The organism is Pseudomonas sp. TUM22785, from assembly GCF_028198105.1.
GTDB classification, from domain to species: Bacteria; Pseudomonadota; Gammaproteobacteria; order Pseudomonadales; family Pseudomonadaceae; genus Metapseudomonas; species Metapseudomonas solani.
The window spans coordinates 243,946-269,105 of record NZ_CP116239.1; the positions used below are offsets into that span (position 1 = coordinate 243,946).

Annotated in this window: 26 protein-coding genes; 15 read left to right on the plus strand and 11 right to left on the minus strand. The window is 66.4% G+C overall.

What is annotated here, in order from left to right:
- Positions 1 to 41: 41 nt before the first annotated feature.
- Positions 42 to 533 (plus strand): disulfide bond formation protein B, encoded by a 492-nt coding sequence (locus PI990_RS01190; RefSeq protein ID WP_021218982.1) that lies wholly within the window; start codon positions 42 to 44, stop codon positions 531 to 533.
- A 285-nt stretch (positions 534 to 818) separates the two neighbouring features.
- Positions 819 to 1,283: an Rsd/AlgQ family anti-sigma factor gene (locus PI990_RS01195; RefSeq protein WP_031287543.1), complete on the plus strand. Its 465-nt coding sequence runs from the start codon at positions 819 to 821 to the stop codon at positions 1,281 to 1,283.
- A gap of 1 nt (position 1,284) precedes the next feature.
- Here PI990_RS01195 and PI990_RS01200 read toward each other — a convergent pair whose 3' ends face one another.
- Positions 1,285 to 1,926, minus strand: coding sequence for an FKBP-type peptidyl-prolyl cis-trans isomerase (locus tag PI990_RS01200; RefSeq protein WP_271659606.1), 642 nt, complete (start codon positions 1,924 to 1,926; stop codon positions 1,285 to 1,287).
- Between the two features lie 126 nt (positions 1,927 to 2,052).
- On the opposite strand from PI990_RS01200, the gene PI990_RS01205 reads away from it, so the two are divergent.
- A complete protein-coding gene (locus PI990_RS01205; protein ID WP_271659607.1) occupies positions 2,053 to 3,087 on the plus strand; it encodes an AlgP family protein in 1,035 nt (344 codons plus the stop codon).
- Here PI990_RS01205 and PI990_RS01210 read toward each other — a convergent pair.
- Positions 3,084 to 3,542 (minus strand): TIGR02444 family protein, encoded by a 459-nt coding sequence (locus PI990_RS01210; RefSeq protein WP_271659608.1) that lies wholly within the window; start codon positions 3,540 to 3,542, stop codon positions 3,084 to 3,086. The genes PI990_RS01205 and PI990_RS01210 overlap by 4 nt on opposite strands.
- Positions 3,543 to 3,592: 50 nt before the next feature.
- Here PI990_RS01210 and PI990_RS01215 point away from each other — a divergent pair, with 50 nt between their 5' ends.
- The 4 genes from PI990_RS01215 to PI990_RS01230 all read left to right on the plus strand — a co-directional run bounded on the left by PI990_RS01215 (position 3,593) and on the right by PI990_RS01230 (position 7,184).
- Positions 3,593 to 5,506 (plus strand): ATP-binding cassette domain-containing protein, encoded by a 1,914-nt coding sequence (locus PI990_RS01215; protein WP_271661387.1) that lies wholly within the window; start codon positions 3,593 to 3,595, stop codon positions 5,504 to 5,506.
- On the plus strand, positions 5,506 to 6,045 hold the full coding sequence (locus PI990_RS01220) for a mechanosensitive ion channel family protein (RefSeq protein ID WP_184488287.1): 540 nt from the start codon (positions 5,506 to 5,508) through the stop codon (positions 6,043 to 6,045). Before PI990_RS01215 ends, PI990_RS01220 begins: the two co-directional genes overlap by 1 nt.
- A gap of 79 nt (positions 6,046 to 6,124) precedes the next feature.
- Entirely contained in the window at positions 6,125 to 6,757 is a 633-nt protein-coding gene (gene rhtB, locus PI990_RS01225) for a homoserine/homoserine lactone efflux protein (RefSeq protein WP_043244249.1), read from the plus strand.
- Between the two features lie 88 nt (positions 6,758 to 6,845).
- Positions 6,846 to 7,184: an enhanced serine sensitivity protein SseB C-terminal domain-containing protein gene (locus tag PI990_RS01230; protein ID WP_021218184.1), complete on the plus strand. Its 339-nt coding sequence runs from the start codon at positions 6,846 to 6,848 to the stop codon at positions 7,182 to 7,184.
- A gap of 44 nt (positions 7,185 to 7,228) precedes the next feature.
- On the opposite strand, the gene PI990_RS01235 is transcribed toward PI990_RS01230, so the two are convergent.
- Genes PI990_RS01235 through PI990_RS01250 form a run of 4 tightly spaced genes read right to left on the minus strand, consistent with a single transcriptional unit; the run spans position 7,229 to position 10,347 of the window.
- A complete protein-coding gene (locus PI990_RS01235; RefSeq protein WP_271659609.1) occupies positions 7,229 to 7,966 on the minus strand; it encodes a penicillin-binding protein activator LpoB in 738 nt (245 codons plus the stop codon).
- Between the two features lies 1 nt (position 7,967).
- Positions 7,968 to 8,561: a penicillin-binding protein activator LpoB gene (lpoB, locus tag PI990_RS01240; protein ID WP_021218186.1), complete on the minus strand. Its 594-nt coding sequence runs from the start codon at positions 8,559 to 8,561 to the stop codon at positions 7,968 to 7,970.
- A gap of 22 nt (positions 8,562 to 8,583) precedes the next feature.
- A complete protein-coding gene (locus PI990_RS01245) occupies positions 8,584 to 8,943 on the minus strand; it encodes a YcfL family protein (RefSeq protein WP_021218187.1) in 360 nt (119 codons plus the stop codon).
- A 9-nt stretch (positions 8,944 to 8,952) separates the two neighbouring features.
- Complete coding sequence (locus PI990_RS01250) at positions 8,953 to 10,347, minus strand: COG3014 family protein (protein WP_021218188.1); 1,395 nt, start codon at positions 10,345 to 10,347, stop codon at positions 8,953 to 8,955.
- A 273-nt stretch (positions 10,348 to 10,620) separates the two neighbouring features.
- On the opposite strand from PI990_RS01250, the gene PI990_RS01255 reads away from it, so the two are divergent.
- Positions 10,621 to 11,073: a YaiI/YqxD family protein gene (locus PI990_RS01255; protein WP_021218189.1), complete on the plus strand. Its 453-nt coding sequence runs from the start codon at positions 10,621 to 10,623 to the stop codon at positions 11,071 to 11,073.
- 12 nt (positions 11,074 to 11,085) lie between these two features.
- Here PI990_RS01255 and PI990_RS01260 read toward each other — a convergent pair whose 3' ends face one another.
- The 3 genes from PI990_RS01260 to PI990_RS01270 all read right to left on the minus strand — a co-directional run bounded on the left by PI990_RS01260 (position 11,086) and on the right by PI990_RS01270 (position 13,205).
- The gene (locus PI990_RS01260) at positions 11,086 to 11,556 is read right to left on the minus strand and encodes a thioesterase family protein (RefSeq protein WP_021218190.1); all 471 of its coding nucleotides are present in this window, start codon (positions 11,554 to 11,556) and stop codon (positions 11,086 to 11,088) included.
- Between the two features lie 136 nt (positions 11,557 to 11,692).
- Positions 11,693 to 12,358: an isoprenoid biosynthesis glyoxalase ElbB gene (gene elbB, locus PI990_RS01265; protein ID WP_271659610.1), complete on the minus strand. Its 666-nt coding sequence runs from the start codon at positions 12,356 to 12,358 to the stop codon at positions 11,693 to 11,695.
- Between the two features lie 13 nt (positions 12,359 to 12,371).
- Positions 12,372 to 13,205, minus strand: a complete 834-nt coding sequence (locus PI990_RS01270) for a dienelactone hydrolase family protein (RefSeq protein WP_271659611.1) — start codon at positions 13,203 to 13,205, stop codon at positions 12,372 to 12,374.
- Between the two features lie 118 nt (positions 13,206 to 13,323).
- Between PI990_RS01270 and PI990_RS01275 the strand changes: the two genes are divergently transcribed.
- Positions 13,324 to 14,559, plus strand: a complete 1,236-nt coding sequence (locus tag PI990_RS01275; protein WP_271659612.1) for a sterol desaturase family protein — start codon at positions 13,324 to 13,326, stop codon at positions 14,557 to 14,559.
- Between the two features lie 30 nt (positions 14,560 to 14,589).
- On the opposite strand, the gene PI990_RS01280 is transcribed toward PI990_RS01275, so the two are convergent.
- Positions 14,590 to 15,180, minus strand: a complete 591-nt coding sequence (locus PI990_RS01280) for a DedA family protein (RefSeq protein WP_162164732.1) — start codon at positions 15,178 to 15,180, stop codon at positions 14,590 to 14,592.
- A 235-nt stretch (positions 15,181 to 15,415) separates the two neighbouring features.
- On the opposite strand from PI990_RS01280, the gene hemB reads away from it, so the two are divergent.
- Positions 15,416 to 16,429, plus strand: a complete 1,014-nt coding sequence (hemB, locus tag PI990_RS01285; protein WP_021218195.1) for a porphobilinogen synthase — start codon at positions 15,416 to 15,418, stop codon at positions 16,427 to 16,429.
- A 19-nt stretch (positions 16,430 to 16,448) separates the two neighbouring features.
- Positions 16,449 to 18,659: a polyphosphate kinase 1 gene (gene ppk1, locus PI990_RS01290; RefSeq protein ID WP_271659613.1), complete on the plus strand. Its 2,211-nt coding sequence runs from the start codon at positions 16,449 to 16,451 to the stop codon at positions 18,657 to 18,659.
- A 93-nt stretch (positions 18,660 to 18,752) separates the two neighbouring features.
- On the opposite strand, the gene ppx is transcribed toward ppk1, so the two are convergent.
- A complete protein-coding gene (ppx, locus tag PI990_RS01295) occupies positions 18,753 to 20,258 on the minus strand; it encodes an exopolyphosphatase (protein WP_021218197.1) in 1,506 nt (501 codons plus the stop codon).
- Between the two features lie 363 nt (positions 20,259 to 20,621).
- Between ppx and trxA the strand changes: the two genes are divergently transcribed.
- From trxA to PI990_RS01315, 4 genes are all read left to right on the plus strand, one after another.
- Positions 20,622 to 20,948 (plus strand): thioredoxin TrxA, encoded by a 327-nt coding sequence (trxA, locus tag PI990_RS01300; protein WP_021218198.1) that lies wholly within the window; start codon positions 20,622 to 20,624, stop codon positions 20,946 to 20,948.
- Between the two features lie 259 nt (positions 20,949 to 21,207).
- Positions 21,208 to 22,467, plus strand: a complete 1,260-nt coding sequence (gene rho / locus PI990_RS01305) for a transcription termination factor Rho (RefSeq protein WP_021218199.1) — start codon at positions 21,208 to 21,210, stop codon at positions 22,465 to 22,467.
- Between the two features lie 131 nt (positions 22,468 to 22,598).
- Positions 22,599 to 24,065, plus strand: coding sequence for a 4-hydroxy-3-polyprenylbenzoate decarboxylase (ubiD, locus tag PI990_RS01310; protein ID WP_184488293.1), 1,467 nt, complete (start codon positions 22,599 to 22,601; stop codon positions 24,063 to 24,065).
- Positions 24,065 to 25,030, plus strand: a complete 966-nt coding sequence (locus PI990_RS01315; protein WP_271659614.1) for a CDP-6-deoxy-delta-3,4-glucoseen reductase — start codon at positions 24,065 to 24,067, stop codon at positions 25,028 to 25,030. The genes ubiD and PI990_RS01315 overlap by 1 nt, the downstream gene beginning before the upstream one ends.
- Positions 25,031 to 25,160 lie beyond the last annotated feature (130 nt).

The window sequence follows — 25,160 nt, forward strand, 5'->3', positions numbered from 1 at the left end:
TCCTCTACCGTAGCGGCCTCTCATCACTCCTCGGAGCCGCCATGACCCTGGCCAGCCCGCGTTCCCTGTTCTTCGCCGCCTTCCTCGCCTGTGTCGCCGTCATGGGCGGTGCGCTCTACCTGGAGCACGCGATGGGCCTGGAGCCCTGCCCGCTGTGCATCGTGCAGCGGATCTTCATCATCCTCTTCGGCGTGGTCTGCCTGATCGCTGCGCTGCACGCCCCTCAGGCCCGTGGCCGTCGCGTCTACTCCGGGCTGGCGCTGCTGTTCGCCGCCGGTGGTGCCGCGACCGCTGGCCGCCAGGTGTGGTTGCAGGGCGTGCCCGCCGACCAGCTCCCGGCCTGCCTGCCGAGCCTGGAATACATGATGGATGCGCTGCCCTTCCAGGAAATCATCAAGCTGATGCTGCACGGCACCGCCGATTGCGCAGAAGTCACCTGGACCCTCTTCGGCATGAGCATTCCCGAGTGGAGCCTGCTGGCCTTCGCCGGCTGCATCCTCTTCTCGCTCTACCAGATGCTGCGCCGCAGCTGACCGCCTCCCGCGCCGCGCCCGGCTCCTGTCCGGGCGCGCGTCCTTGCCGCACCTCCCCGCCTCTGATGCAGAAGCCATGCCGGCTGCGGCGTGACGATTAAACGCTCGTATGAAATTTTCCCGACCAGGTGCCTTGCTGGCAAACAGTCACGGGCATAATCTGGCCCGCACGTGACGCCGGAAAGCTGCCGTTTCCGCGTCGCCTTCCCCGTTTTTGCACCGATCGACAAAAAACCGTCTCGGAGCAGACGAACAAGGCATTACCGAAAGGGAAGCGAGGACATCATGCTCGAGAGTTGCCAGAACGCTCAGGAACGTTGGGGTGGGGTGCACCAGTTGATCGATCGCTGGTTGCTGGAGCGCCAGGAACTGGTCCGGGTCTTCACCAGTGTCAACGACAGGCCACAAGCGCCTGCGGTGGAAGACCTGCAAGGATTCTGCGAAGTACTGGTCGACTACGTGTCGGCGGGCCACTTCGAGGTCTACGAACAGCTGCTCAACGAGGCCAAGGCCTTCGGTGATCAGCGCGGCCTGGATCTGGCCAAGCAGATCTACCCCCGCATCGAGGCCATCACCGAGGTCGCGCTGGGCTTCAACGATTGCTGCGATGGCAGCGACAGCCGCGAAGTCTGCCTGGCCACCGAACTCAAACGACTCGGCCCATTGCTGCACGAGCGCTTCGAACTGGAGGACTGCCTCATCGAAGTGCTGCACAACGCCCACCAGAACCAGGGCGCGCAGCTCGCGTGAGTCACCGGACCTCGAGCAATTCGAGGTCGAACACCAAGGGGGCGTAGGGCGGAATCAGATCCCCTGCGCCTTCTTCGCCATAGGCCTGGGATGATGGAATCACCAGGTGCCACTTGGCCCCCACCGGCATCTCCTGCAAGGCGCTTCGCCAACCGGCTATCACGCTGTCGAGGCGGAACCATTGGGGCTTTTCGCTCGCATCGAAAACGCTGCCGTCTGCCAGCTGCCCGCGGTAGTTGACCCGCACCTGCGAGTGCGCACCCGGCTTCGCTCCACTGCCGGCGCGCAACTCGGTCACCAGCACGCCGTCGGTCAGCTCGCGCACACCGTATTTGCCACGCTCCAGGGCGATGAAACGCTTCTCGGCGGCGATGGCTTTCTGGGGGGCTTGGCCGCTCTGTTCCATGCTCGCTTCATGGGCATCGAGCAGGTGCTCCATGCGCTGTGCATCCAGCTCCAGCTTCTCTCCGCGATAGGCCTGGGTAAGGCCCCGCAGCAAGGATTCGAGCTGCAGTTGCGGTGCTTCTTCGCGCAGCCGCTCGCCCAGTTTTACGCCCATGCTGTAGGCGAGATCCTTCTCTTCATCAGCGGCTTGGGCGGTGAGCGCAAGCAGGCACAGACACAGTGAAACGACAGCGCGCATCGGGCATTCTCCCAGGGTGAAATGCCGGCGAGTATGCCAGCCATGCAGTTTGGAATAACGGGGAACTAGCGACGGCTCAAACAGGCGACTAGTATGGGCGCAACCACGTCCGCCCGGAGGCGCACCATGTCGGCCAAGAAGAAGCCCGTAAGCACCCCGCTGCACCTGTTGCAGCAACTTTCCCACAGCCTGATCGAACACCTCGAAAACGCTTGCAGCCAAGCGTTGGTCGATGCCGAAAAACTGCTCACCAAACTGGAGAAGCAGCGCGGCAAGGCCCAGGAAAAACTCCACGGTGCACGGACCAAACTGCAGGACGCTGCCAAGGCCGGCAAGGCGAAAGCGCAGAACAAATCCAAGGAAGCCATCGCCGAGCTGGAAGGCTTGCTCGATGCGCTGAAGGCACGTCAGGCCGAAACCCGTGCCTACATCGCCGACCTCAAGCGTGATGCCCAGGAAAGCCTGAAGCTGGCCCAGGGCGTTGGCAAGGTGAAGGAAGCGGCCGCCAAGGCGCTGGTCACCCGTGAAGCCAAGGCCAAGGCCGCTGCTGCCAAACCGGTTGCCAAGCCTGCCGCCAAGCCGGCTGCCAAGGCCGCTCCGAAAGCGGCAGCCAAACCCGCTGCCAAGCCTGCTGCGAAAGCACCGGCCAAGGCGGCTGCCAGCAAGCCCGCCGCTGCCGCCAAATCGGCTGCCAAGCCCGCCGCCAAACCGGCTGCCGCCAAGGCCGCTCCGAAGGCTGCTGCCAAACCGGCTGCCAAGCCTGCCGCGAAAGCGCCGGCCAAAGCTGCCGCCAGCAAGCCTACCGCTGCCGCCAAGCCGGCTGCTAAACCGGCCGCCAAACCTGCTGCCAAGGCTCCGGCGAAAGCCGCTGCCAAACCCGCAGCCGCCAAGCCCGCCGCCGCCGCTAAACCGGCTGCCGCCAAGCCCGTCGCGGCCAAACCGGCTGCTGCGAAGCCGGCTGCCAAACCCGCTGCCAAGCCGGCACCCAAGGCCGCTGCCAAGCCTGCTGCGAAAGCGCCGGTCAAGGCGGCTGCCAAGCCCGCCGCCCCGGTGAACGCTCCGGCTGCCAAGCCTGCTGCACCGGCTCCGGCTGCCGCCCCCGCTGCTCCGGCGCCGTCGACCGCCAATGGCGCGGCCGCACCGACCACGCCGTCGGCTTAAGCCTCGATAGCCGCGGCGCGCAGCGATTGCAGCGCGTCGCGGTCTTCCCTCGCCGTTCCGGCGAGCACGTCCAGCCAGCTCCAATCCTGCCCATTGGCTTCCGGCCAGGGTGCAGCGATCTCTTCCAGACGCGCCAGCAGGCGTCGCTCTGCGTCCAGCTCCAAGCGCTTCACGCCGTCGCGCAGCTCGCACAATCCCGTATCCGTCGCCGCTGCTTCACGCCATGCCTGCCTGAGCCTGCGCAAGGGTTCCACCACATCCCGTTGCCAGGGGCCGGCGATGCCTTGCAGCTGTTCCGCGCAAACGGGGTCGTAGTGGACGCCGCGCCTTCCAAGCCAGGCTGCAGCCAGTAACAGGCACACATCGGCACCCTGTTCCTGCAGGCGCAGGCAGGCGTTTTCGACGCCGGGGCGGGCGTAGAGGTCGAGGGCGAAACTCCATAGATCGGGGGGCATGGCGCATACCGGGCGGTGGGGGAATGAAGCTGATAAACTCCGCCGCCATTATGATCCGACTCCAGAACCTCACACTACAGCGTGGTCCTCAGCGCCTGCTCGAAGGCGCCGAACTGACCCTGCACACCGGCCAGAAGGTCGGCCTCATCGGCGCCAACGGTGCCGGTAAATCCAGCCTCTTCGCCCTGCTGCGCGGCGAGCTCGGCCCTGACGCGGGCGACTGCTTCGTGCCGGCCGACTGGCGCATCGCGCACATGCGCCAGGAGGTGGACACTCTCGACCGCCTGGCGGTGGACTACGTCCTCGATGGCGACATGCACCTGCGTCGCGTGCAGGCCGAGCTGGCCGTGGCCGAGGCGGGCCATGACGGCACCGCCATCGCCCGCCTGCACATCGAACTGGACAGCGCCGACGGCTACACGGCCGATGCCCGCGCGCGCAAGCTGCTGGCCGGCCTCGGCTTCACCAGCGAGCAGATGGACCGCCGCGTCGGCGACTTCTCCGGCGGCTGGCGCATGCGCCTCAACCTGGCCCAGGCGCTGATGTGCCCGTCCGAACTGCTGCTGCTCGACGAGCCCACCAACCACCTCGACCTCGACGCCATCCTCTGGCTCGAAGAGTGGCTCAAGGGCTACCTGGGCACCCTGCTGCTGATTTCCCACGACCGCGACTTCCTCGATGCGGTGGTGGATAACGTCGCCCACCTCGAGCAACAGAAGCTGACCCTTTACCGGGGCGGTTACTCGGCCTTCGAGCGCACCCGTGCCGAGCGCCTGGCGCAGCAGCAACAGGCCTACGAGAAACAGCAGGCCCAGCGTGCGCACATGGAGAAGTACATCGCCCGCTTCAAGGCCCAGGCCACCAAGGCCCGCCAGGCCCAGAGCCGGATCAAGGCCCTGGAGCGCCTGGAGGAGCTGGCGCCCGCCCATGTGGATTCGCCCTTCGACTTCGTCTTCCGCGAGGCCGACAAGATCTCCAGCCCGCTGCTGGATGTCGCCGAAGGTCAGCTCGGCTATGGCGACAAGGTGGTGCTGCAGCAGGTCAAGCTGCAGCTTGTTCCCGGTGCGCGCATCGGCCTGCTCGGTCCCAACGGCGCGGGCAAGTCGACCCTGATCAAGACCCTTTCCGGTGAGCTGGCGCCTGTCGCCGGGCGCCTGTCCCGGGGCGAGAACCTCGCCATCGGTTACTTCGCCCAGCATCAGCTGGACTCCCTCGATCCCAAGGCCAGCCCGCTGCTGCACCTGCAGCGCCTGGCCCCGACCGAGCGCGAGCAGACCCTGCGCGACTTCCTCGGCGGCTTCGACTTCCGTGGCGACCGCTGCGACGAGCCGGTGCTGAATTTCTCCGGTGGCGAGAAGGCGCGCCTGGCCCTGGCGCTGATCGCCTGGCAGAAGCCCAACCTGCTGCTGCTCGACGAACCGACCAACCACCTGGACCTGGAAATGCGCCTGGCGCTGACCATGGCCCTGCAGGATTTCGCCGGCGCGGTGCTGGTGGTTTCCCACGATCGTCATTTGCTCAAGAGCACCACCGACGAATTCCTCCTGGTGGCGGACGGGCGCATCCAGCCCTTCGATGGCGACCTCGACGACTACGCCCGCTGGCTGGTGGACTACCGCGCCCGTCAGGCGCCGGTGAACAGCCAGGCCGGTGGCAGCGGTGCCGGCACCGACAAGCGTGCCCAGCGCCAGGCCGCTGCGGCGCTGCGCCAGCAACTGGCGCCGCACAAGCGCGAAGCCGAGAAGCTGGAGAAGGAACTGGGCACCCTGCACGAGAAACTCGCTGCCGTGGAAACCCGCCTGGGCGACGCCGGTGTCTACGAGGCCTCGCGCAAGGACGAGCTGCGCGACCTGCTCGCCGAGCAGGCGAAACTCAAGACCCGTGAGGCCGAGCTGGAAGAGAAATGGCTGGAGGCCCTCGAGCTTCTGGAAAACCTGCAGAGCCAGCTGGAGGCCAGTGACTGATGGAAGACCTGGTCCTGTTGACGGCCTGGAGCGAGCCGCTGATCCGTGCGGCGCAGGTGCTCCTGGTGCTGTTCCTCGCCTGGCTCGCGCAACGCGTTCTCACCCGGGGCATCACCCGCCTCGGCGCACGTTATCCACAGCTGCCCCAGGAGCTCCTGCTGCCCCTGCGCGGCCTGCTGCGCTGGCTGATCCTCGGCAGCGCCTTCATGCTGGTGCTGGAGCGCCTCGGCGTCTCGGCCGAAGTCCTGTGGGCGGCGCTGACCGGCTTCACCGCCGTCGCCGCAGTGGCGTTCTTCGCCATCTGGAGCGTGTTGTCCAACATGTTCTGCGCGGTGCTGATCTTCTCCCTCGGGCCGTTCCGCATGGGTGACGTGGTGGAGGTGGTGGAGAGCGCCGACAAGCCCGGTGTGAAGGGGCGCGTGGTGGCCATCAACCTCTTCTACACCACCCTGCAGGACCTCAGCGAGAACGCCGACGGCGCGCTGGTGCAGGTGCCCAACAGCCTGTTCTTCCAGAAGGCGGTACGCCGCTGGCGCTGAGGCGCCGGCCGGGGCTGTGCAGCGCTAAGCGCAGCGGGTAGTCTGCTGGCCCCCCTTCCGTATTTCCGAGGACCACGCCATGGCCATGCACACCTGGCTCGCATTCCTGGTCGCCTGCTGGGTGATCAGCCTTTCCCCTGGCGCCGGCGCCATCGCCTCCATGTCCTCGGGGCTGCAGTACGGCTTCCTGCGCGGCTACTGGAACGCCATCGGCCTGCAACTGGGCCTGGCCCTGCAGATCGCCATCGTCGCCGCCGGCGTCGGTGCCATCCTCGCCACCTCGGCCCTGGCCTTCAGCGCGATCAAGTGGTTCGGCGTCGTCTACCTCGTGTACCTGGCCGTGCGCCAATGGCGTGCGCTGCCCAGCGACCTGGCCGCCGACTCCGCCGAGCGCCCCCTGGGCCGGCCGCTGACCATGGTGCTGCGCGGCTTCCTGGTGAACGTCAGCAACCCCAAGGCGATCGTCTTCATGCTCGCCGTGCTGCCGCAGTTCATCGACCCGCACGCGCCGCTGGTGCAGCAGTACCTGGTGATGGGCGCGACCATGATCACCGTCGACCTGATCGTCATGGCCGGCTACACCGGGCTCGCCGCCAAGGTCCTGCGGGTGCTGCGCTCGCCGCGCCAGCAGCGCTCCATGAACCGTGGCTTCGCTGTGCTCTTCGTCGGCGCCGCCGCGCTGCTGGCCACGGTGCGCCGCGTCCCGGCGTGACCCAGTCGATGGCCTGAACGTGACCCGGCGCCGCGACAGCGCGGTGCATGGGCAATAGGCTGCCGGTCTTCCCACAAGGAGCATCGGCATGCCGCCATCCAACAGCCGGGACGGGGTCTACGGCGACTCGCCGGACCTCGCCATCGCACCCCTGCGTCACCCTCCGCTGGAGCAGGCCTTGAGCGCCGCCTGCAGCGAACTCGATATCCACGAAGCCTTTCTCGCCGCCCTGCGCGACCCCGCGCTCGGCCCGCAGCCGCGCTTGCTGCTGGGCGTTTCCGGCACCGATCTCGCCGGGCGCCGCCGCCTCGCTGCGCTGGTCGCCGAACTGCTGCCCGACGACCTCGAACTCGATCTCATCGAACTGGACGACGACAGCCTGTCCCGCGCGTTGCGCGAGCGCTGCGAGGCGTTCTACCAGCGCTGAGCCCAGGTTGCGGCAAAAGAAAAGCGGCCCGCAGGCCGCTTGGTTCAATGCAGTATCTTCGCCGGCTCATCCGGTGGCAGCGCGCCGTAGCGGCCCTTGCCGGTGACCGCTGCCGGGCCGACGCCGAGCTGTTCCTGCAGCTGTCGCGCGACGTCTTCGCCGAGGGCCTTCGACACCTCGCGCACCACGCGCCCGCGGTTGGGGGTGACGCGCCTGTCGTTGCCCTTCACCAGCTTCACGTCCTGGGCTTCGCCCATGGCGGTGAACGCCGCCTTCACCTCGTGGGTGCGGGTGTCGATGAGGCTGAAGTCGGCCACCAGGGTCAGGCCCAGCACCGTCGAGTAGCTGTCGGTGTTGTCGATGGCGTTGACGTCCTGGCGGAAGTCGGCGTCCGAGACCGAGCCGAACAATACATAGTCCGCGCCCTGGAACTGGCCCTGGGCGATGCGCCCGATCACGTCGTGCAGGCCTTCGTTGTCGCTGGCGAAGGGGCGGCCCTGGATCAACTGGAAGGTGCCGGACTTGAGGATCTCGCCCTTGATGTCGCCGGTGAATTTGCGCAGCTCGCCGCGTTCGATGTAGCTGTAGGTACCTTCTTCTTCCGCGTAGCTGCTGGAGGCGCTGCCGGAGAAGCCGCTCACCTGCGAGGCGCTCTGGGCGTTCACCGTGTGGATGTACTCGCGGACGCGTTCCTCGTAGGCGAGGTCGGTCACCGCCACCTTGGGGGCCGCCTGGCTGGCGAATGCCAGGCTGGCGACGAACAGGCCGATCAATGCGCGCATATCAACGCTCCGTGGTCTTGCGGATTTCTTTCTCGTCCATCCACTCGGCCAGGCCGCTTTCGACGTCGACCAGTTGCAGGCTGAATTTGTAGAAGACGTCCTTGTAGTCACTGCTGCGCTTGACGATTGAGCTGATGGAGCCCTCCAGGCGGTACTTGGCGGCGATCATGTTGCCGGTCTTGGCCACGGTGGAGTTCTTGTACAGCCCGCTCTGGTTCTGCAGCTTCAGCTGGTCGACCTGGCTCTGCATGTCGGTGTTGTCGCTGGCGAAGCGGGCGGTGCCGGTCTTCATCAGCTGGGTCTTGATCGAGGTGGTGATCTCGCGGGTATCGATGTACTCGCTGGTCTTGTTCTTCACGTCGTAGACCTGGACCACCGGGCGACCCTGGAGCACGCCGGACTGGGCCAGGGAGCGGGTCATGGATTCGGCGATCATCTGCAGGTCGGTGGAGCCGAACTCGTTGGTGATCAGTTCGACGGCCTTGCTGTCGCCGTAGCTGATGTTGCCGCCACCGAGCACCGGCGACGGGTTGTTGGAGCAGCCGGCGGCGGCCAGGGCCAGGGCGGCGATGCAAGTGGTGCGGACAAGGCGCATGGGAATACTCGCTTTCTCGTGATCAGTCGGGGGTGTTCATTTCCAGGCGGAAGTCGGTCGCCTTGGGCACCGGCGCGATGGCCGGCAGGTAGGTGGTCTGGGTGCCGTAGATGGGCAGGGCCTTCCAGCTTTCCTCGTCGGCGACGGGGAAACCGTCGCTGTCCAGCCAGGCGAAGCGGTAGTAGAGGGTGCGGTTATGGCTGGAGGTGTTGGTCAGCTTCACCTTGACGGTGAGGAAGCCGTTCTCGCGGGCGACCCGCATGGTGTCCACTTCGATGTCTTCCACATCGCCCATGGGCGCCACCTTGCTGGAGGCGGTTTCGCGGCTGGAGCAGCCGGCGAGCAGGGCCAGGGCGAGCCCGGCGACGAGCAGCTTGCGCATGTGTGTTCCTCAGGGAGTCTGGTTGCTGGCCAGGGTACGTGGGCCAGGTAGGGTCGGGGTGACGGCGCCTTGGGCGTAGACCTGGCCGGCCACCATCCGCAGCGGGACCACCTGGTGGGGCCGATCGATCTTCAGGGTGAATTCGCGCACGCCATAGGCGGTAGGCAGGGCCAGGCGGTGTTCGCCCATGGCCAGGCGCACCCGCGCGACGCTGATGCTGCCGGGCAGGGTGCGCCAGGTGCGTTCGTCGGCCCCTTCGCTGGCCACCGACATGATGCCCACGGCCAGGCTGGCCAGGGGGTTGCCGTTGTCGTTGAGCTGCTTCTGCAGGGCGCCCCGGGTCACCGCGCGGATGGTGGTGCGGAGGATGATGCCGGGCATGTCGTCGCGCAGGGCACGGTGCGACATGGCGCGCAGGCTGCTGAGTTCGGTGAGGGCGGCGGGCGCGCCATCCACCTCGATGAAGCCCGGTGTCAGGGTGCTGGTGTCGTCGCGCAGCAGCGGGAAGGACAGGGTGCTGATGATCATCCCGGAGTCCAGGGGCACCGGCAGCGGGATGCGCAGCGAGTCGCGGGCCGGCGCCAGGCCGCTCTGCAGCACCAGCAGCACGTCGCTGCCGGCGTCTGCGGCGGGCGTGGCGTCCAGGTCCAGCAGGGCCTGTTCCAGCAGCGGGGTGCCGGGGCGCAGTTCGGCGGCCTGGCGGTAGCCGGGAGCGGCCAGGCCCTTCTCGCCCAGGGCCTCGTAGACGAAGCCGGCGAGGTAGTGGCTGAAGGCGCTCTGGTAGCTGTTCTTCAGGTTGACCACCTCGGGGGCGTCGAGGGAGGCCACCGGGTAGCCGCGCAGGTCTTCGAAGCGGGTGCTGATGCCCTGGCGCTCGGCTTCCTCTTCGCTGTCGAGGTACTGCTGGTCGCGCAGTTCGGCGATCAGCGCTTCGCGTTCGTGGGTCTTACGGATCTCGGTGCGCGCGGCGTCGAAGTCGTTCAGCGCCAGGTCGTTGAGGGCCATCTGAGTGGTGAGCATCACCTTCTCGTAGTCGTAGCCCTGGTAGCGGCGGACCCGGTCGTTGGCCAGGTAGGCGCCGGCTTCGGCCAGGTAGCGGCCGGGGTCGGCCTTCATCGCCTCTTCCCACTGGAAGATGATGCCGTCGGCCTGGCGCCAGGCCTTCTGGCTGGCCGCCAGGTCACCCTTCGAGCGCAGCAGTTCGCCCTTCTCGAACCAGTAGAGAAGGTCCTTGTCGGCGCTGTCGTTGTTGGCTTCCAGCACGCCCAGTGCGGCATCGACTTCGCCGCGAGCGAGGTGCTGGCTGGTCTCGGTGAGTTCGTGTTCGTAGCTGCGGAAGGCCGAGCAGCCGGCAAGCTGCAGGGCGAAGCAGACCGCCAGGGCGGTAACGGCGCGGGATGCCATGTGTTCCTCGTCGAGTCCTTGATACTGCCAACCGTTTCCGGCTGATCCAGGCGTGCACTGGCATGTAGCGGCGTCCTGCCAATCCCCCGTGGGGCCTCCCTCGGGACCCGAAGGTGCGGGAAGGGCGGGCGATTATAGGGGGATTTCGGCGAAAATAGCTGGCGCAATGAGATCATTTTGACTTTGCCCAGGCTGCGGCATGGTGGCGCAGCGAGCGGGCCAGGATGGCGGCTGGCATACTGCGCGCCCGCCACTTTTCCGGAGCCCAAGCCCATGCGTGTGTGGATCGACGCCGACGCCTGCCCCCGTGCCGCCAAGGACCAGGTCATCAAGTTCGCCCTCAAGCGCAAGTTCGAGGTGGTGCTGGTGGCCGGGCAGAGCCAGGTGAAACCGGCCTTCGCCTGCGTGCGCCTGGTGGTGGTGCCGAGCGGGCCGGATGCGGCGGACGATCACCTGGTGGAGCAGGCCGAGCCCGGTGACCTGGTGATCTGCAGCGATGTGCCGCTGGCCGATCGCCTGGTGAAGAAGGGGGTGGCGGCGCTCGACCCCCGTGGCCGGGAGTTCGACGAGCGCAACATGGGTGAGCGGCTGGCGGTGCGCAACCTGTTCACCGACCTGCGCGACCAGGGGCAGATGGGCGGCGGCCAGGCGGCCTACAGCGAGAAGGACCGCCAGGCCTTCTCCAATTCGCTGGATCGGTTGCTCACTCGCCTCAGCCGGGGCTGAGGCCGGAATCCCTCAGCCGCAGAGGTAGGTGCCGGTGCCGACCGCCACCAGGGTGCCGTCGTCGGCGTGCAGTTCCGAACGCACCACCGCGACCTTGTTGCCCGAGCGCAGCAGCACCGCCGTGGCGGTGAAGGAGCGGCCCCGCCCCGGACGCAGGTAATCGATACGCAGGTCGATGGTGCCCAGCTTGGACAGGCGCTCCATGCGCTCACCCGTGGACAGGCCTTGATGCCGCTCGAAGGCGCCGATCAGCGCCATGGCGCCGCCGGTGACGTCCAGCAGCGAGGAGATGACCCCGCCGTGAAGGATGCCGTGGACGAAGTTGCCGATCAGTTCGTCTTTCATCGGCAGGTGCATGGTCACCTGCTCCTGCGACAGCTCGCCCAGCTGGATGCCGAGCACCTGGTTGAAGGGGATGCGTTCGAAGAAGCGTCGGACCGCCTGTTGCAGTTCCGGGGTCAGGACGAATTCGTTATCGCTCATGCTGCACCTGCATCTCGGTCGAAAAGGCGACGCTGACGCAGCGCGGGGCGCTTGAACAGGGGCGCGGCCCAAATGGCACGCGGATTGGCGGGAGCGGCTTGCAGAGGCGGGCGACCGGGGCCGCCCGCCTGCACCGTCAATGGTCGGCGTGGGTCAGTTCCAGCACGCGGTCGACCAGCTTGTAGATGCCCGAGGCGGCTTCGCTGATGGACTGGGCGAGCATGTAGGCGGGGGTGGTGACCAGCTTGCGCGGCTTGTCCTCGACTATCTCGCTGACCACGCACTCGACGTGTTCGGCGCCCATCTTCTGCAGCGCGCTGGCGGTGTCGGCGTCGTCGCCGATGGTGCAGATCACGCCTTCGCCGTAGATCTTCGCAGCCATGGCCGGGGCGATGCAGATCAGCCCCACCGGCTTGCCGGCGGCGGCGAAGCCCTGGGCGGCGGCCAGCACGTCGGGCTGCACGCTGCAGTCGGTGCCGTTGATGGCGAAGTCGGAGAGGTTCTTCGCCGCACCGAAACCGCCGGGGATGATCAGCGCATCGAAGTCCTCGGCCTTCAGCTCACGCACGTCCTTCACCGCGCCACGGGCGATGCGCGCGGATTCGGTGAGCACGTTGCGGCTCTCCGGCATCTCTTCGCCGGTGAGGTGGTTGATCACGTGGTGCTGGGCGATGTTGGGCGCGAAGCACTGCGCCTGTGCGCCCCGTTGGTCCAGGCGCAGCAGGGTGATCACGCTTTCGTGGATCTCCGCGCCGTCGTACACGCCACAGCCGGAAAGGATCACAGCAACTTTTTTGTTCATAGCGTTCTCCGCTTCACTGGGCCGCCTTCAGGGTCTCCTGGAGGAATGCCTGGGCATGCTGGTGGGCATCCTTGGCCAGCCTGGGTTGGTAGGTATTCAGGTCGCTGCGCTGATCGAAAACATGGTCGGCTCCGCCATATTGCACCAGTTGCAGTTGTTCGAAATCGAGCGCGTCCATAGCTGATAGACACTGAAGGTGGTCAGTGATTCTGTCCTTGCCACCGAGAAACATCAGCACCGGCAGGTCACGTCCCTTGCCCTGGCGCAGGTGCGCGGGGAACCCACAGTAAGGGTAGAAGGCGATGGCGCCGCGCACACCGTCCAGCGCCTGCTGGCCGATGCCGGGGAAACCGTGGCCGGCGGCGCCGTCGTAGGCCAGGGCGTCGAGGATGCTCCAGCCGCCGTGGGAGTAGCCGAGCAGGGCCATGCGCTGGTGGTCCAGCTGCGGCATGGCGCGGGCCAGGTCGAGGGCGGCGTAGACGTCCAGGGCGCGTTCGTTGCCCCACAGCCGCTTGCCGTCGCACACCGGGTGCCAGTCGTCGATGCCCCGGGCGGCCAGGCTGTCGACGAACAGCAGGGCAAAACCCTGGGGCAGCAGCCAGTCGCTGACGTTACGCACGAAGCCGGGGCTCTGCCCGCTGCAACCGTGGAACACCAGCACGGTGGGGAACGGGCCGTCACCCTCGGGGGTGAACAGGCTGACGTGGGGCGCCAGGCGGGTTTTCGCCGCCGCCAGGTCGTCGGCGGCCGGCAACAGCGCGGCGCGATAGGGATAGAGTCCCAGGAGGGCGGCTGCGGCGATCAGGATCAACAGGATGGAGAGCGTGCGTCTTGTGGTTATGCGCATGTGTCGTCATATGCCGGTTGGGCTGGCATGCGGCGCCAGGGGCTCCGGGGAGGCACGGGCGTAGCATCGAGCCTGGCAATCCTAGTCCCTTGATCGGCATAACGATACGGCTGACATCATGAATTACGTCCTCTACGCGGTCCCTTTCTTCTTCCTGCTGATCGGCATCGAGCTGTTGGCCGATCGCTGGCGCGGGGTGCGTACCTACCGCACCGCCGATGCCATCAACAGCCTCAGCGCCGGCGTGCTGTCCACCACCAGTGGGCTGCTGACCAAGGCGGTCGGGTTGCTCACCTACACCTATGCCTGGCAGCACCTGGCGCTGTTCGAGCTTCGCGCGGACAGCCTCTGGGTCTGGCTGTTCGCCTTCGTCTTCTACGACTTCTGCTACTACTGGAACCACCGCCTGGGCCATGAGCGCAACGTGCTCTGGGCCGCCCATTCGGTGCACCACCAGAGCGAGGAGTACAACCTCTCCACCGCCCTGCGCCAGACCAGCACCGGCTTCCTCTTCGGCTGGATCTTCTACCTGCCGATGGCGGTGGCCGGCGTGCCGCCGCTGGTGTTCCTGACCGTCGCCGCGCTGAACCTGCTCTATCAGTTCTGGGTGCACACCCGCCACGTGCCCAAGCTCGGCTGGTTCGAGTGGTTCTTCATCAGCCCGTCGAACCACCGCGTGCACCATGCGCAGAACGCGGTGTACATGGATCGCAACTACGGCGGCGTGTTCATCCTCTGGGACCGTCTGTTCGGCACCTTCCAGGAGGAGCTGGACGAGGAGCCGGTGGTGTTCGGCGTGACCACGCCACTGGCCAGCTGGAACCCGCTCTGGGCCAACCTGCAGTTCTACTCGGTGCTGTGGCAGGACGCGGTGCGCGCCGAGTCCTGGTGGGATCGCCTGCGCATCTGGTTCATGCGCACCGGCTGGCGCCCCGAGGACGTGGCGCGCAAATACCCCCAGGCGAAGCCGGACCTGAGCCGCTTCGCCAAGTTCGAGGTGCCGCTGTCAGGCGGTCGCACCCTGTATGCGGCGTTGCAGTTCGTCGGTTATGTGGTGGGCGGCAGCTACCTGCTGGGCGCGGGCGAAGGCATGCCTCTGGGTGCCGTGCTGCTGGGCTGGGGCTGGATGGCGTTCGGCCTGTTCGTCATTGGGGCCTGGCTGGAAAACCGCCCCTGGGCACTGCGCCTGGAGCTGGCGCGGCTGGCGCTGAACCTGCCGGTGCTCTGGCTGGCGGACGCCCTCGGCATGCTGCCGGCCAGCCCGTTGGCCTGGCTGGTGCTGGGTGTGTATGGTCTGGTCAGTGTGCTGGCGCTGGTCGCCCTGGGACGGCGGCAGGCAGCGCTGGCGGTCTGAAGCGGGGGTGTTTCCGGGCTGAGGCCCGGGTTACGGCTGCGGCGGTTGCTCGGCGTTCGCCTTGGCTTCGCGGCTGTTGCGCAGGCGGCGACGCAGCCAGAGCAGGCCGCCGATCACCACCAGCGCGCCAAGCACCATCAGCTCGTAGCGCTTGAGGTTGCCCAGCATGCCTTCGAGCACGGCGCCGAAGTGGAAGGCGGCGAAGCCCAGGGCCAGGGCCCAGACGATGGCGCCGATGCCGTTGAGGATCAGGTAGCGCAGCGGCGGGTAGCCCGACAGGCCGATGGCCACCGGCATCACGGTGCGCAGGCCGTAGACGAAGCGGAAGCTCAGCACCCAGATGTCGGGATGGCGGCGGATGTGCTCCAGGGCCTTGTCGCCCATGGCCTGCCAGCGCGGGCGCTTGGCCAGGATCTGGCGGCCCTTCTGGCGGCCGAGGTAGTACCACAGCTGGTCGCCGGCATAGCTGCCGAAGAACGCCGTCATCACCACCAGATTGATATCCATGTAGCCGCGGAACGCGAGAAAGCCGGCCAGGACCAGGATGGTCTCGCCCTCGAAGAAGGTGCCGAGGAAGAGGGCGAAATAGCCGAAGTCCTGGAGAAATTGTTGCAGCATCAGTTTGGCAGCGCGGCAAAAATGAACGCGAAGCCTAACCGGGTTGAACGCGCGGGAAAAGCTCTAAAGGGTGGCGAACCGCCAGTCGAGGGTCGACTGGTTCACGGCCAGCCCTAGTGGGGCCTCGGAAATTTCCTTTAACGCGACAGAGCGTCGCTGTCACGCATTGTTACCATTCGGTCATAATTGCCGCCTATAAATGTCGCACTGTGTCCTCCTTTGGACCCTGGAGTCTGTCGTGAGCTTTACCCCCGCCAATCGCCTGTTCCCCGCCACCCGCCTGCGCCGTAACCGCCGTGATGATTTCTCCCGCCGCCTGGTGCGTGAAAACACCCTGACCGTCGACGACCTGATCCTGCCGGTGTTCGTGCTGGACGGCGAGAACCGCCGCGAGGCGGTGCCGTCGATGCCGGGCGTCGAGCGCCTGTCCATCGACCTGCTGCTGGAAGCGGCGGCTGGCTGGGTGGCGCTGGGCATCCCCGCGCTGGCACTGTTCCCGGTGACCCCGCTGGAGAACAAATCCCTCGACGGCGCCGAGGCCTGGAACCCCGAAGGCATCGCCCAGCGCGCCATCCGCGCCCTGCGCGAGCGCTTCCCGGAGCTGGGCGTGATCAGCGACGTGGCCCTGGACCCCTTCACCACCCATGGCCAGGACGGCATCCTCGACGCCGACGGCTATGTGCAGAACGACATCACCGTGGACGCCCTGGTCAAGCAGGCGCTGTCCCACGCCGCCGCCGGTGCCCAGGTGGTGGCGCCCTCGGACATGATGGACGGCCGCATCCAGGCGATCCGCGAGGCCCTGGAGCTGGCCGACTTCCCCAACGTGCGGATCATGGCCTACTCGGCCAAGTACGCCAGCGCCTACTACGGCCCCTTCCGCGATGCGGTGGGCTCCGCCGCCAACCTCGGCAAGGCCAACAAGGCCAGCTACCAGATGGACCCGGCCAACGGCGACGAGGCCCTGCACGAAGTGGCGGCAGACCTCGCCGAAGGCGCCGACATGGTCATGGTCAAGCCGGGCATGCCCTACCTGGACATCGTCTGGCGCGTGAAGGAAGCCTTCCGCGTGCCGACCTTCGCCTACCAGGTCAGTGGCGAGTACGCCATGCACATGGCGGCCATCCAGAACGGCTGGCTGAGCGAGGCGGTCATACTCGAATCGCTGACCGCATTCAAACGTGCGGGCGCTGATGGCATCCTTACCTACTTCGCCGTGCGTGCCGCAGAAATGCTCAAAGCGGGAGCCTGACTCCCCAGCAGGAAACCAGATGAACACCGATGGTCTGAACCAAGCGTCGAACCCCGAACAAGAGCCCGTACCGGAGCAACCGGTCGCCGAGGCCCCCGCTCCGGCCCCCGTCGAAACGCCGCCGCCCGCCCCCGTGCCGGCGCCGGTGGTTCCGGGCCTGGATGACAGCAGCCTGTACATCCACCGGGAGCTGTCGCAGCTGCAGTTCAACATCCGTGTCCTGGAGCAGGCGCTCGACGAGTCCTACCCGCTGCTCGAGCGCCTGAAGTTCCTGCTGATCTTCTCCAGCAACCTGGACGAGTTCTTCGAGATCCGTGCCGCCGGGCTGAAGAAGCAGATCACCTTCGCCCGCGAGCAGGCCGGTGCCGACGGCCTGTTGCCGCACCAGGCCCTGGCGCGCATCAGCGAGCTGGTGCACGAGCAGGTGGCGCGCCAGTACAGCATCCTCAACGACGTGCTGCTGCCGGAGCTGGCCAAGCACCAGGTCAACTTCATCCGCCGCCGCTACTGGACGCCGAAGCTGAAGACCTGGGTGCGCCGTTACTTCCGCGACGAGATCGCGCCGATCATCAGCCCCATCGGCCTCGACCCGACGCACCCCTTCCCGCTGCTGGTGAACAAGAGCCTCAACTTCATCGTCGAGCTGGAGGGCGTCGATGCCTTCGGCCGCGACTCCGGCCTGGCGATCATCCCGGCGCCGCGCCTGCTGCCGCGGGTGATCCGCGTGCCGGAAGACATCAGCGGCCCCGGCGACAACTTCGTGTTCCTGTCGTCGATGATCCACGCCCACGCCGACGACCTGTTCCCAGGCATGAAGGTCAAGGGCTGCTACCAGTTCCGCCTGACCCGTAACGCCGACCTCTCGGTGGACACCGAGGACGTCGAGGACCTGGCCCGCGCCCTGCGCGGCGAGCTGTTCTCGCGCCGCTATGGCGATGCAGTGCGCCTGGAGGTGGCCGACACCTGCCCGAAACACCTGTCCGACTACCTGCTCAAGCAGTTCGGCCTGGCGGAGAGCGAGCTTTACCAGGTCAACGGTCCGGTCAACCTGACCCGCCTGTTCAGCATCACCGGCCTCGACAGCCACCCCGAGCTGCAGCACCCCACCTTCACCCCGGTGATCCCCAAGCTGCTGCAGAAGGCCGAGAACCTGTTCAACGTGGTGGGCAAGCAGGACATCCTGCTGCTGCACCCCTTCGAGTCCTTCACCCCGGTGATCGACTTCCTGCGCCAGGCGGCCAAGGACCCCAACGTCCTGGCCATCAAGCAGACCCTGTACCGCGCCGGTGCCAACTCGGAGATCGTCGACGCCCTGGTGGAAGCGGCGCGCAACGGCAAGGAGGTCACTGCGGTGATCGAGCTACGCGCGCGCTTCGACGAGGAATCCAACCTGCAGCTGGCCAGCCGCCTGCAGGCTGCCGGCGCCGTGGTGATCTACGGCGTGGTCGGCTTCAAGACCCACGCCAAGATGATGCTCATCCTGCGGCGCGAGGACGGCGAGCTGCGCCGCTACGCCCACCTGGGCACCGGCAACTACCACGCCGGCAACGCGCGCCTGTACACCGACTACAGCATGCTCACCGCCGACGACGCGCTCTGCGAGGACCTGCACAAGCTGTTCAACCAGCTCATCGGCATGGGCAAGACCCTGCGCATGAAGAAGCTGCTGCACGCGCCCTTCACCCTGAAGAAGTCGCTGCTGGACATGATCGCCAAGGAGGCCCAGCACGCCGCCGAGGGCAAGCCGGCGCACATCATGGCCAAGGTCAACTCGCTGACCGACCCGAAGATCATCCGCGCGTTGTACAAGGCCAGCCAGAGCGGCGTGAAGATCGACCTGGTGGTGCGTGGCATGTGCTGCCTGCGCCCGGGCATCCCCGGTGTTTCGCACAACATCCAGGTGCGTTCGATCATCGGCCGTTTTCTCGAGCACAGCCGCATCTACTACTTCCTCAACGAGGGCGACGAGCTGCTCTACCTCTCCAGCGCCGACTGGATGGAGCGCAACCTCGACATGCGCGTGGAGACCTGCTTCCCGGTGGAGGGCAAGAAGCTCATCACCCGGGTCAAGAAGGAGCTGGAAACCTACCTCGCCGACAACACCCACAGCTGGGCGCTGCAGGCCGACGGCCGTTACCTGCGCAACAGCCCCAGCGGCAACCAGAACCCGCGCAATGCGCAGGCCATCCTGCTGGACAAGCTGCTCAACCCGCCGATCAGCGCTCGCTGATCGGTCACGGGGCGGCGTGCTGCCGACAATACCGCCGCAATGAAAACGGGGCCCTTGAGGCCCCGTTTTCATGTCCGCTCGCCGCGTTGTGCTTCAGCTCACCTGCAGGCTGAAGTCGATGCGCTTGAGCCATTCGGCTTCCTGCTCGAAGTCGGCCTGGGTCAGCGGGTTGGCCGCCAGCCAGTCGTCGGGGAACTGCACGGCGAGGCTCTGCGGGCCGACCTTCAGCTGCACCGCCGGGGTCTCGTGGCTGGTGCGGATGTGGTGGAAGAGAATGGCGAAGCGCAGCAGCACGCAAAGGCGGATCAGCTTGACGCCTTCGTCGCCGAACTCGGCGAACTTGTCCTTGGGGATGTTGCGGCGGTGGCCGCGAACCAGCAGCGCCAGCATCTGCTGGTCCTGGCGGGAGAAGCCCGGCAGGTCGGAATGCTCGATCAGGTAGGCTCCGTGCTTGTGGTACTGGTAGTGGGCGATGTCCATGCCGATCTCGTGGACGCGGGCGCCCCAGACCAGCAGGTCGCGGTGCCACTCGTCATCCAGCTGCCAGTCGTCCGCCACCTGCTCCAGGGCCTCCAGGGCCTTGGCTTCGACCCGGGCGGCCTGCTCGGTGTCGGCGTGGCAGCGCTCCATCAGCGCGCTGAGGGTGCGCTCGCGCACGTCCTCGTGGTGGTGGCGGCCCAGCAGGTCGTAGAGCACGCCTTCGCGCAGGGCGCCTTCGGAGTGGGTCATGTGCTTGAGTTCGAGGGCGTCGAAGATCGCCTCGAGAATCGCCAGCCCGGCCGGGAAGATGGCGCGGCGGTCGGGCTTGATGCCGTCGAGGTCGAGTTTCTCCACCTCGCCCAGCTTGAACAGTTTGCGCTTGAGCCAGGCCAGGCCTTCCGGGTTGACCTCGCCGCTGCCCATGCCCGCCGCCTGGATCGCCAGGCCGACGGCGCGGATGGTGCCCGAGGCGCCCACCGCCTGCTGCCAGCCGAGGCGGCGCAGGCTGTATTCGATGCCCATCAGCTCCAGGCGCGCTGCGGTGTAGGCCTGGGCATAGCGGGCGGGGGTGATCTTGCCGTCGCGGAAGTAACGCTGGGTGTAGCTGACGCAGCCCATCTGCAGGCTTTCGCGCAGTTGGGATTCGAAGCGCTGGCCGATGATGAATTCGGTACTGCCACCGCCGATATCGGCCACCAGGCGCTTGCCGGGGGTGTCGGCGATGCTGTGGGACACGCCCAGGTAGATGAGGCGCGCTTCCTCGCGGCCGGAGATCACTTCCACCGGGTGGCCGAGAATGGCCTCGGCGCGGCGGATGAAGTCCGCGCGGTTGCGGGCCTCGCGCAGGGCGTTGGTGCCAACGACGCGCACGGCGCCTTCGGGCAGGCTGTTGGTCATCTGGGCGAAGCGACGCAGGCAGTCGAGGCCGCGTTGCATGGCCTCCTCGCTGAGCATGCGCTCGTCATCCAGGCCGGCGGCGAGCTGCACCTTGTCGCCGAGACGCTCGAGGATGCGGATCTCCCCGTGATCGGCCTTGGCCAGGACCATGTGGAAGCTGTTGGAGCCCAGGTCGATGGCTGCGATCAGGGAAGGTGTTTCGGCGCGACGGGTCGAGGGCATGGTCTTGGTGTCTCGTTTCTGAACGGCGCCATCCTGCCACGATCGTCACGTTGCGCCAACGCGAGTCGTGGAACGCTCGTGCAAGGGAAAGGAAGGCGGCTGCGCAGAATGCCACGGTGAAGTTTCCGCTTCATGACGGCCGCCTCCTTACTATAGGCGGCGTGCAGGCATCGGCGCAGGGGCATTCGCGATGGCTGCCGAGCGAGGCGATAAATGGCCGCGGCGGATTGACGCGGAACCGGTTATCCATCAGTTTTCCCGGGTGCGTCCATAGAAAGGCTCAATTGCCAGCGGCTTTCGGTCCGGGAAAAGCCGGGCTATGATGGCCGCCAATTTCCGCATCCGAACCCACGGAGAACATCCATGAGCGAACTCATCTCCCACGTTAGCGACGCCAGCTTCGAGCAGGACGTGCTCAAGGCCGAAGGCGCTGTGCTGGTCGATTACTGGGCCGAGTGGTGTGGCCCGTGCAAGATGATCGCCCCCGTCCTCGACGAGATCGCCAAGGACTATCAGGGCAAGCTGAAGATTTGCAAACTGAACATCGACGAGAACCAGGACACCCCGCCGAAATACGGCGTACGCGGTATCCCGACCCTGATGCTGTTCAAGAACGGCAACGTCGAAGCGACCAAGGTCGGCGCCCTGTCGAAGTCCCAGCTGGCGGCCTTCCTCGACGCCAACATCTGAGCCTGGCCGGGCCTCCGGCGAGCTTTCGGACAGTTTCGAGAAACCCCGCACTTTGCGGGGTTTTTTGATGAATCGGCACTAGACTCCCCCGAATGCTGGTGTTAAATTCGGGTCCGCAACGCTATTCCGTTGCCCTTCGCAAGCCGCCGCCGACGCATTCCAACTCGAATAAGCACAGCGATCCTGTCGCATCTCTGCGGCGCGGCCTCTAAAGCTCAACGCTTTCCTTCCTATCATTTCTGATACTTACGTCATTCCTATGAATCTGACCGAACTCAAGCAAAAGCCGATTGCCGATCTGCTGGAAATGGCCGAACAGATGGGCCTCGAGAACATGGCCCGTTCGCGCAAGCAGGACGTGATCTTCGCCCTGCTGAAAAAGCACTCGAAAGGCGGCGAGGAAATCTCCGGTGACGGCGTGCTGGAGATTCTCCAGGACGGTTTTGGCTTCCTGCGCTCCGCAGACTCTTCCTACCTGGCCGGCCCGGACGACATCTACGTCTCGCCCAGCCAGATCCGCCGCTTCAACCTGCGTACCGGCGACACCATCATCGGCAAGATCCGCCCGCCGAAAGAAGGCGAGCGTTACTTCGCCCTGCTCAAGGTGGACTCGATCAACTTCGATCGTCCGGAAAACGCCAAGAACAAGATCCTGTTCGAGAACCTGACGCCCCTGTTCCCGAACGAGCGCCTGAAGATGGAGGCCGGCAACGGCTCCACCGAAGACCTCACCGGCCGCGTGATCGACCTCTGCGCGCCGATCGGCAAGGGCCAGCGCGGCCTGATCGTCGCCCCGCCGAAAGCGGGCAAGACCATCATGCTGCAGAACATCGCGGCCAACATCACCCGCAACAACCCCGAGTGCCACCTGATCGTCCTGCTGATCGACGAGCGCCCGGAAGAAGTGACCGAGATGCAGCGCACCGTGCGCGGCGAAGTGGTTGCCTCCACCTTCGACGAACCGCCGACCCGCCACGTGCAGGTCGCCGAGATGGTGATCGAGAAGGCCAAGCGCCTGGTCGAGCACAAGAAGGACGTGGTCATCCTGCTGGACTCCATCACCCGCCTGGCGCGTGCCTACAACACCGTGATCCCGAGCTCCGGCAAGGTGCTGACCGGTGGTGTCGACGCCCATGCCCTGGAGAAGCCCAAGCGCTTCTTCGGTGCCGCCCGTAACATCGAGGAAGGCGGTTCGCTGACCATCATCGCCACCGCGCTGGTCGAGACCGGCTCGAAGATGGACGAGGTGATCTACGAGGAGTTCAAGGGCACCGGCAACATGGAGCTGCCGCTGGACCGCCGCATCGCCGAGAAGCGCGTGTTCCCCGCCATCAACATCAACAAGTCCGGTACCCGCCGCGAAGAGCTGCTGACTGCCGACGACGAGCTGCAGCGCATGTGGATCCTGCGCAAGCTGCTGCACCCGATGGACGAGATCGCCGCCATCGAGTTCCTGCTCGACAAGCTCAAGGACACCAAGACCAACGACGAATTCTTCATGTCCATGAAGCGCAAGTAACGTTTGGTTCGCAGCAAAAAGGCCGGGGAAACCCGGCCTTTGCGTTTGCGCGATTCGCCCGGCCTTCTGAATAACCCAGTTCGGCGCTAAACTTTGCGCCCCGACCTGCACGCCCCATGCGAGGCTCAAGCATGCAGTATCGCGATCTGCGCGACTTTATCCGTGGCCTGGAAGAGCGCGGCGAGCTGAAACGCATCGCCGCCCCGGTGTCCCCGGTGCTGGAGATGACCGAAATCTGCGACCGCACCCTGCGCAAGCAAGGCCCGGCGCTACTCTTCGAGAAGCCCACCGGCTACGACATCCCCGTGCTCGGCAACCTGTTCGGCACGCCGCGCCGCGTGGCCCTCGGCATGGGCGCGGACGACGTCTCCGAACTGCGCGAGATCGGCAAGCTGCTGGCCTTCCTCAAGGAGCCCGAGCCGCCCAAGGGCCTCAAGGACGCCTGGTCCAAGCTGCCGATCTTCAAGAAGGTCATCAGCATGGCGCCCAAGGTGCTCAAGGATGCCCCCTGCCACGAGGTGATCGAGGAAGGCGACGACGTCGACCTCGGCAAGCTGCCCATCCAGCACTGCTGGCCGGGCGACGTGGCACCGCTGATCACCTGGGGCCTGACCATCACCCGTGGTCCCAACAAGGAACGGCAGAACCTCGGCATCTACCGCCAGCAGGTGATTGGCCGCAACAAGGTCATCATGCGCTGGCTCAGCCACCGTGGCGGTGCGCTGGACTACCGCGAGTGGTGCGAGAAGCACCCCGGCCAGCCCTACCCGGTCTGCGTCGCCCTCGGTGCCGACCCGGCCACCATCCTCGGCGCGGTCACCCCGGTGCCGGACACCCTTTCCGAATACGCCTTTGCCGGCCTGCTGCGCGGCCACCGCACCGAACTGGTCAAGGCCATCGGCTCAGACCTGCAGGTGCCGGCCAGCGCCGAGATCGTCCTCGAAGGGGTGATCCACCCCGGCGAGATGGCCGATGAAGGCCCTTACGGCGACCACACCGGCTACTACAACGAGGTGGACCGCTTCCCGGTGTTCACCGTCGAGCGCATCACCCGCCGCCGCGACCCGATCTACCACAGCACCTACACCGGCCGCCCGCCGGACGAGCCGGCCATCCTCGGCGTGGCGCTCAACGAAGTCTTCGTGCCGATCCTGCAGAAGCAGTTCCCCGAGATCACCGACTTCTACCTGCCCCCCGAAGGCTGCTCCTACCGCATGGCGGTGGTGACCATGAAGAAGCAGTACCCCGGCCACGCCAAGCGCGTGATGCTCGGCGTCTGGTCCTTCCTGCGGCAGTTCATGTACACCAAGTTCGTCATCGTCACCGACGACGACATCAACGCCCGCGACTGGAACGACGTGATCTGGGCCATCACCACGCGCATGGACCCCAAGCGCGACACAGTGATGATCGACAACACGCCCATCGACTACCTCGACTTCGCCTCGCCGGTTTCCGGCCTGGGCTCGAAGATGGGCCTGGACGCCACCCACAAATGGCCGGGCGAGACCACCCGCGAGTGGGGTCGTGTCATCGTCAAGGACGAGGCGGTGACCCGTCGCGTGGACGAACTCTGGTCCAGCCTGGGTATCGACTGATGCGGGTCACGCTGCAACCATCCGGCGCGGTGCTGGAGATCCAGGCCGGCGAGAACATCCTCGCCGGCGCCCGTCGTCTCGGCTACGAATGCCCGCAGAGCTGCCGTAACGGCAACTGCCACATCTGTGCCGCCCTGCTGGTGGAAGGCCGGGTGCGCCAGGCCGGCGCCGAACTCGACCACGGCGAACTCTTCACCTGCCTGGCCGAGCCCCTGGAAGATTGCGTGCTGCACTGGGATGGCGTGCTCGCCCCGGGCGAGCTGCCGCTGCGCAAGCTCAATTGCCAGGTCAGTGCCTGCATCGACGCCGGTGGCGACGTCTGGCGCGTGCGCCTGCGTGCCCCGGCCGGCAAGCCGCCGCGCTACCACGCCGGGCAATACCTGCTGGTGGAGCGCGAGGGCGGCGAATCCTCGGCCTTCTCCCTGGCCTCGGCGCCCAGCGAAGGGCGCGACATCGAACTGCACATCCTTGCTCGCGAGCCCAGTGCCCTGGCCCTGCTGGAGCAGCTGCAGCGCACCGGCATCGCCCGGGTCCAGCTGCCCTTCGGCGATACCCACCTTGCCGAGCTGCCCGACGGCCCGCTGGTGCTGATCGCTGCCGGCACCGGCATGGCGCAGATGCACAGCCTGATCGAGCACTGCCGCGCCACGGGTTTCCCCCACCCGGTTCACCTGTATTGGGGCGCGCGGCGGCCGGAGGACTTCTACGAACTGCCGCACTGGGCGGACTGGCAAAGCCTGGCCAACCTCACCCTGCACCAGGTGGTCAGCGACCAATGTGGCTGGCAAGGCCGTTGCGGAATGCTGCACGAAGCGGTGAGCGAGGACTTCCCCGACCTCAAGCCGCTGCACGTCTACGCCAGCGGCTCGCCCGCCATGGTCTACGGCACCCTCGACGCCCTGGTGGCGGCGGGGATGGACGCCCACCAGATGCGCGCCGACGTCTTCGCCTACGCCCCGCGCTGAGGGCTGTGCGCCAGTTCCGGTACGGCAGTGCATGATCCGCAGTTGAGCCACACCGCCCGCGCCTGCCCCCGATAACGAGAGGCAGCGCACGGCGGTCGATGGTGTCGTCCCTAGAATCCGCGACTTTTTT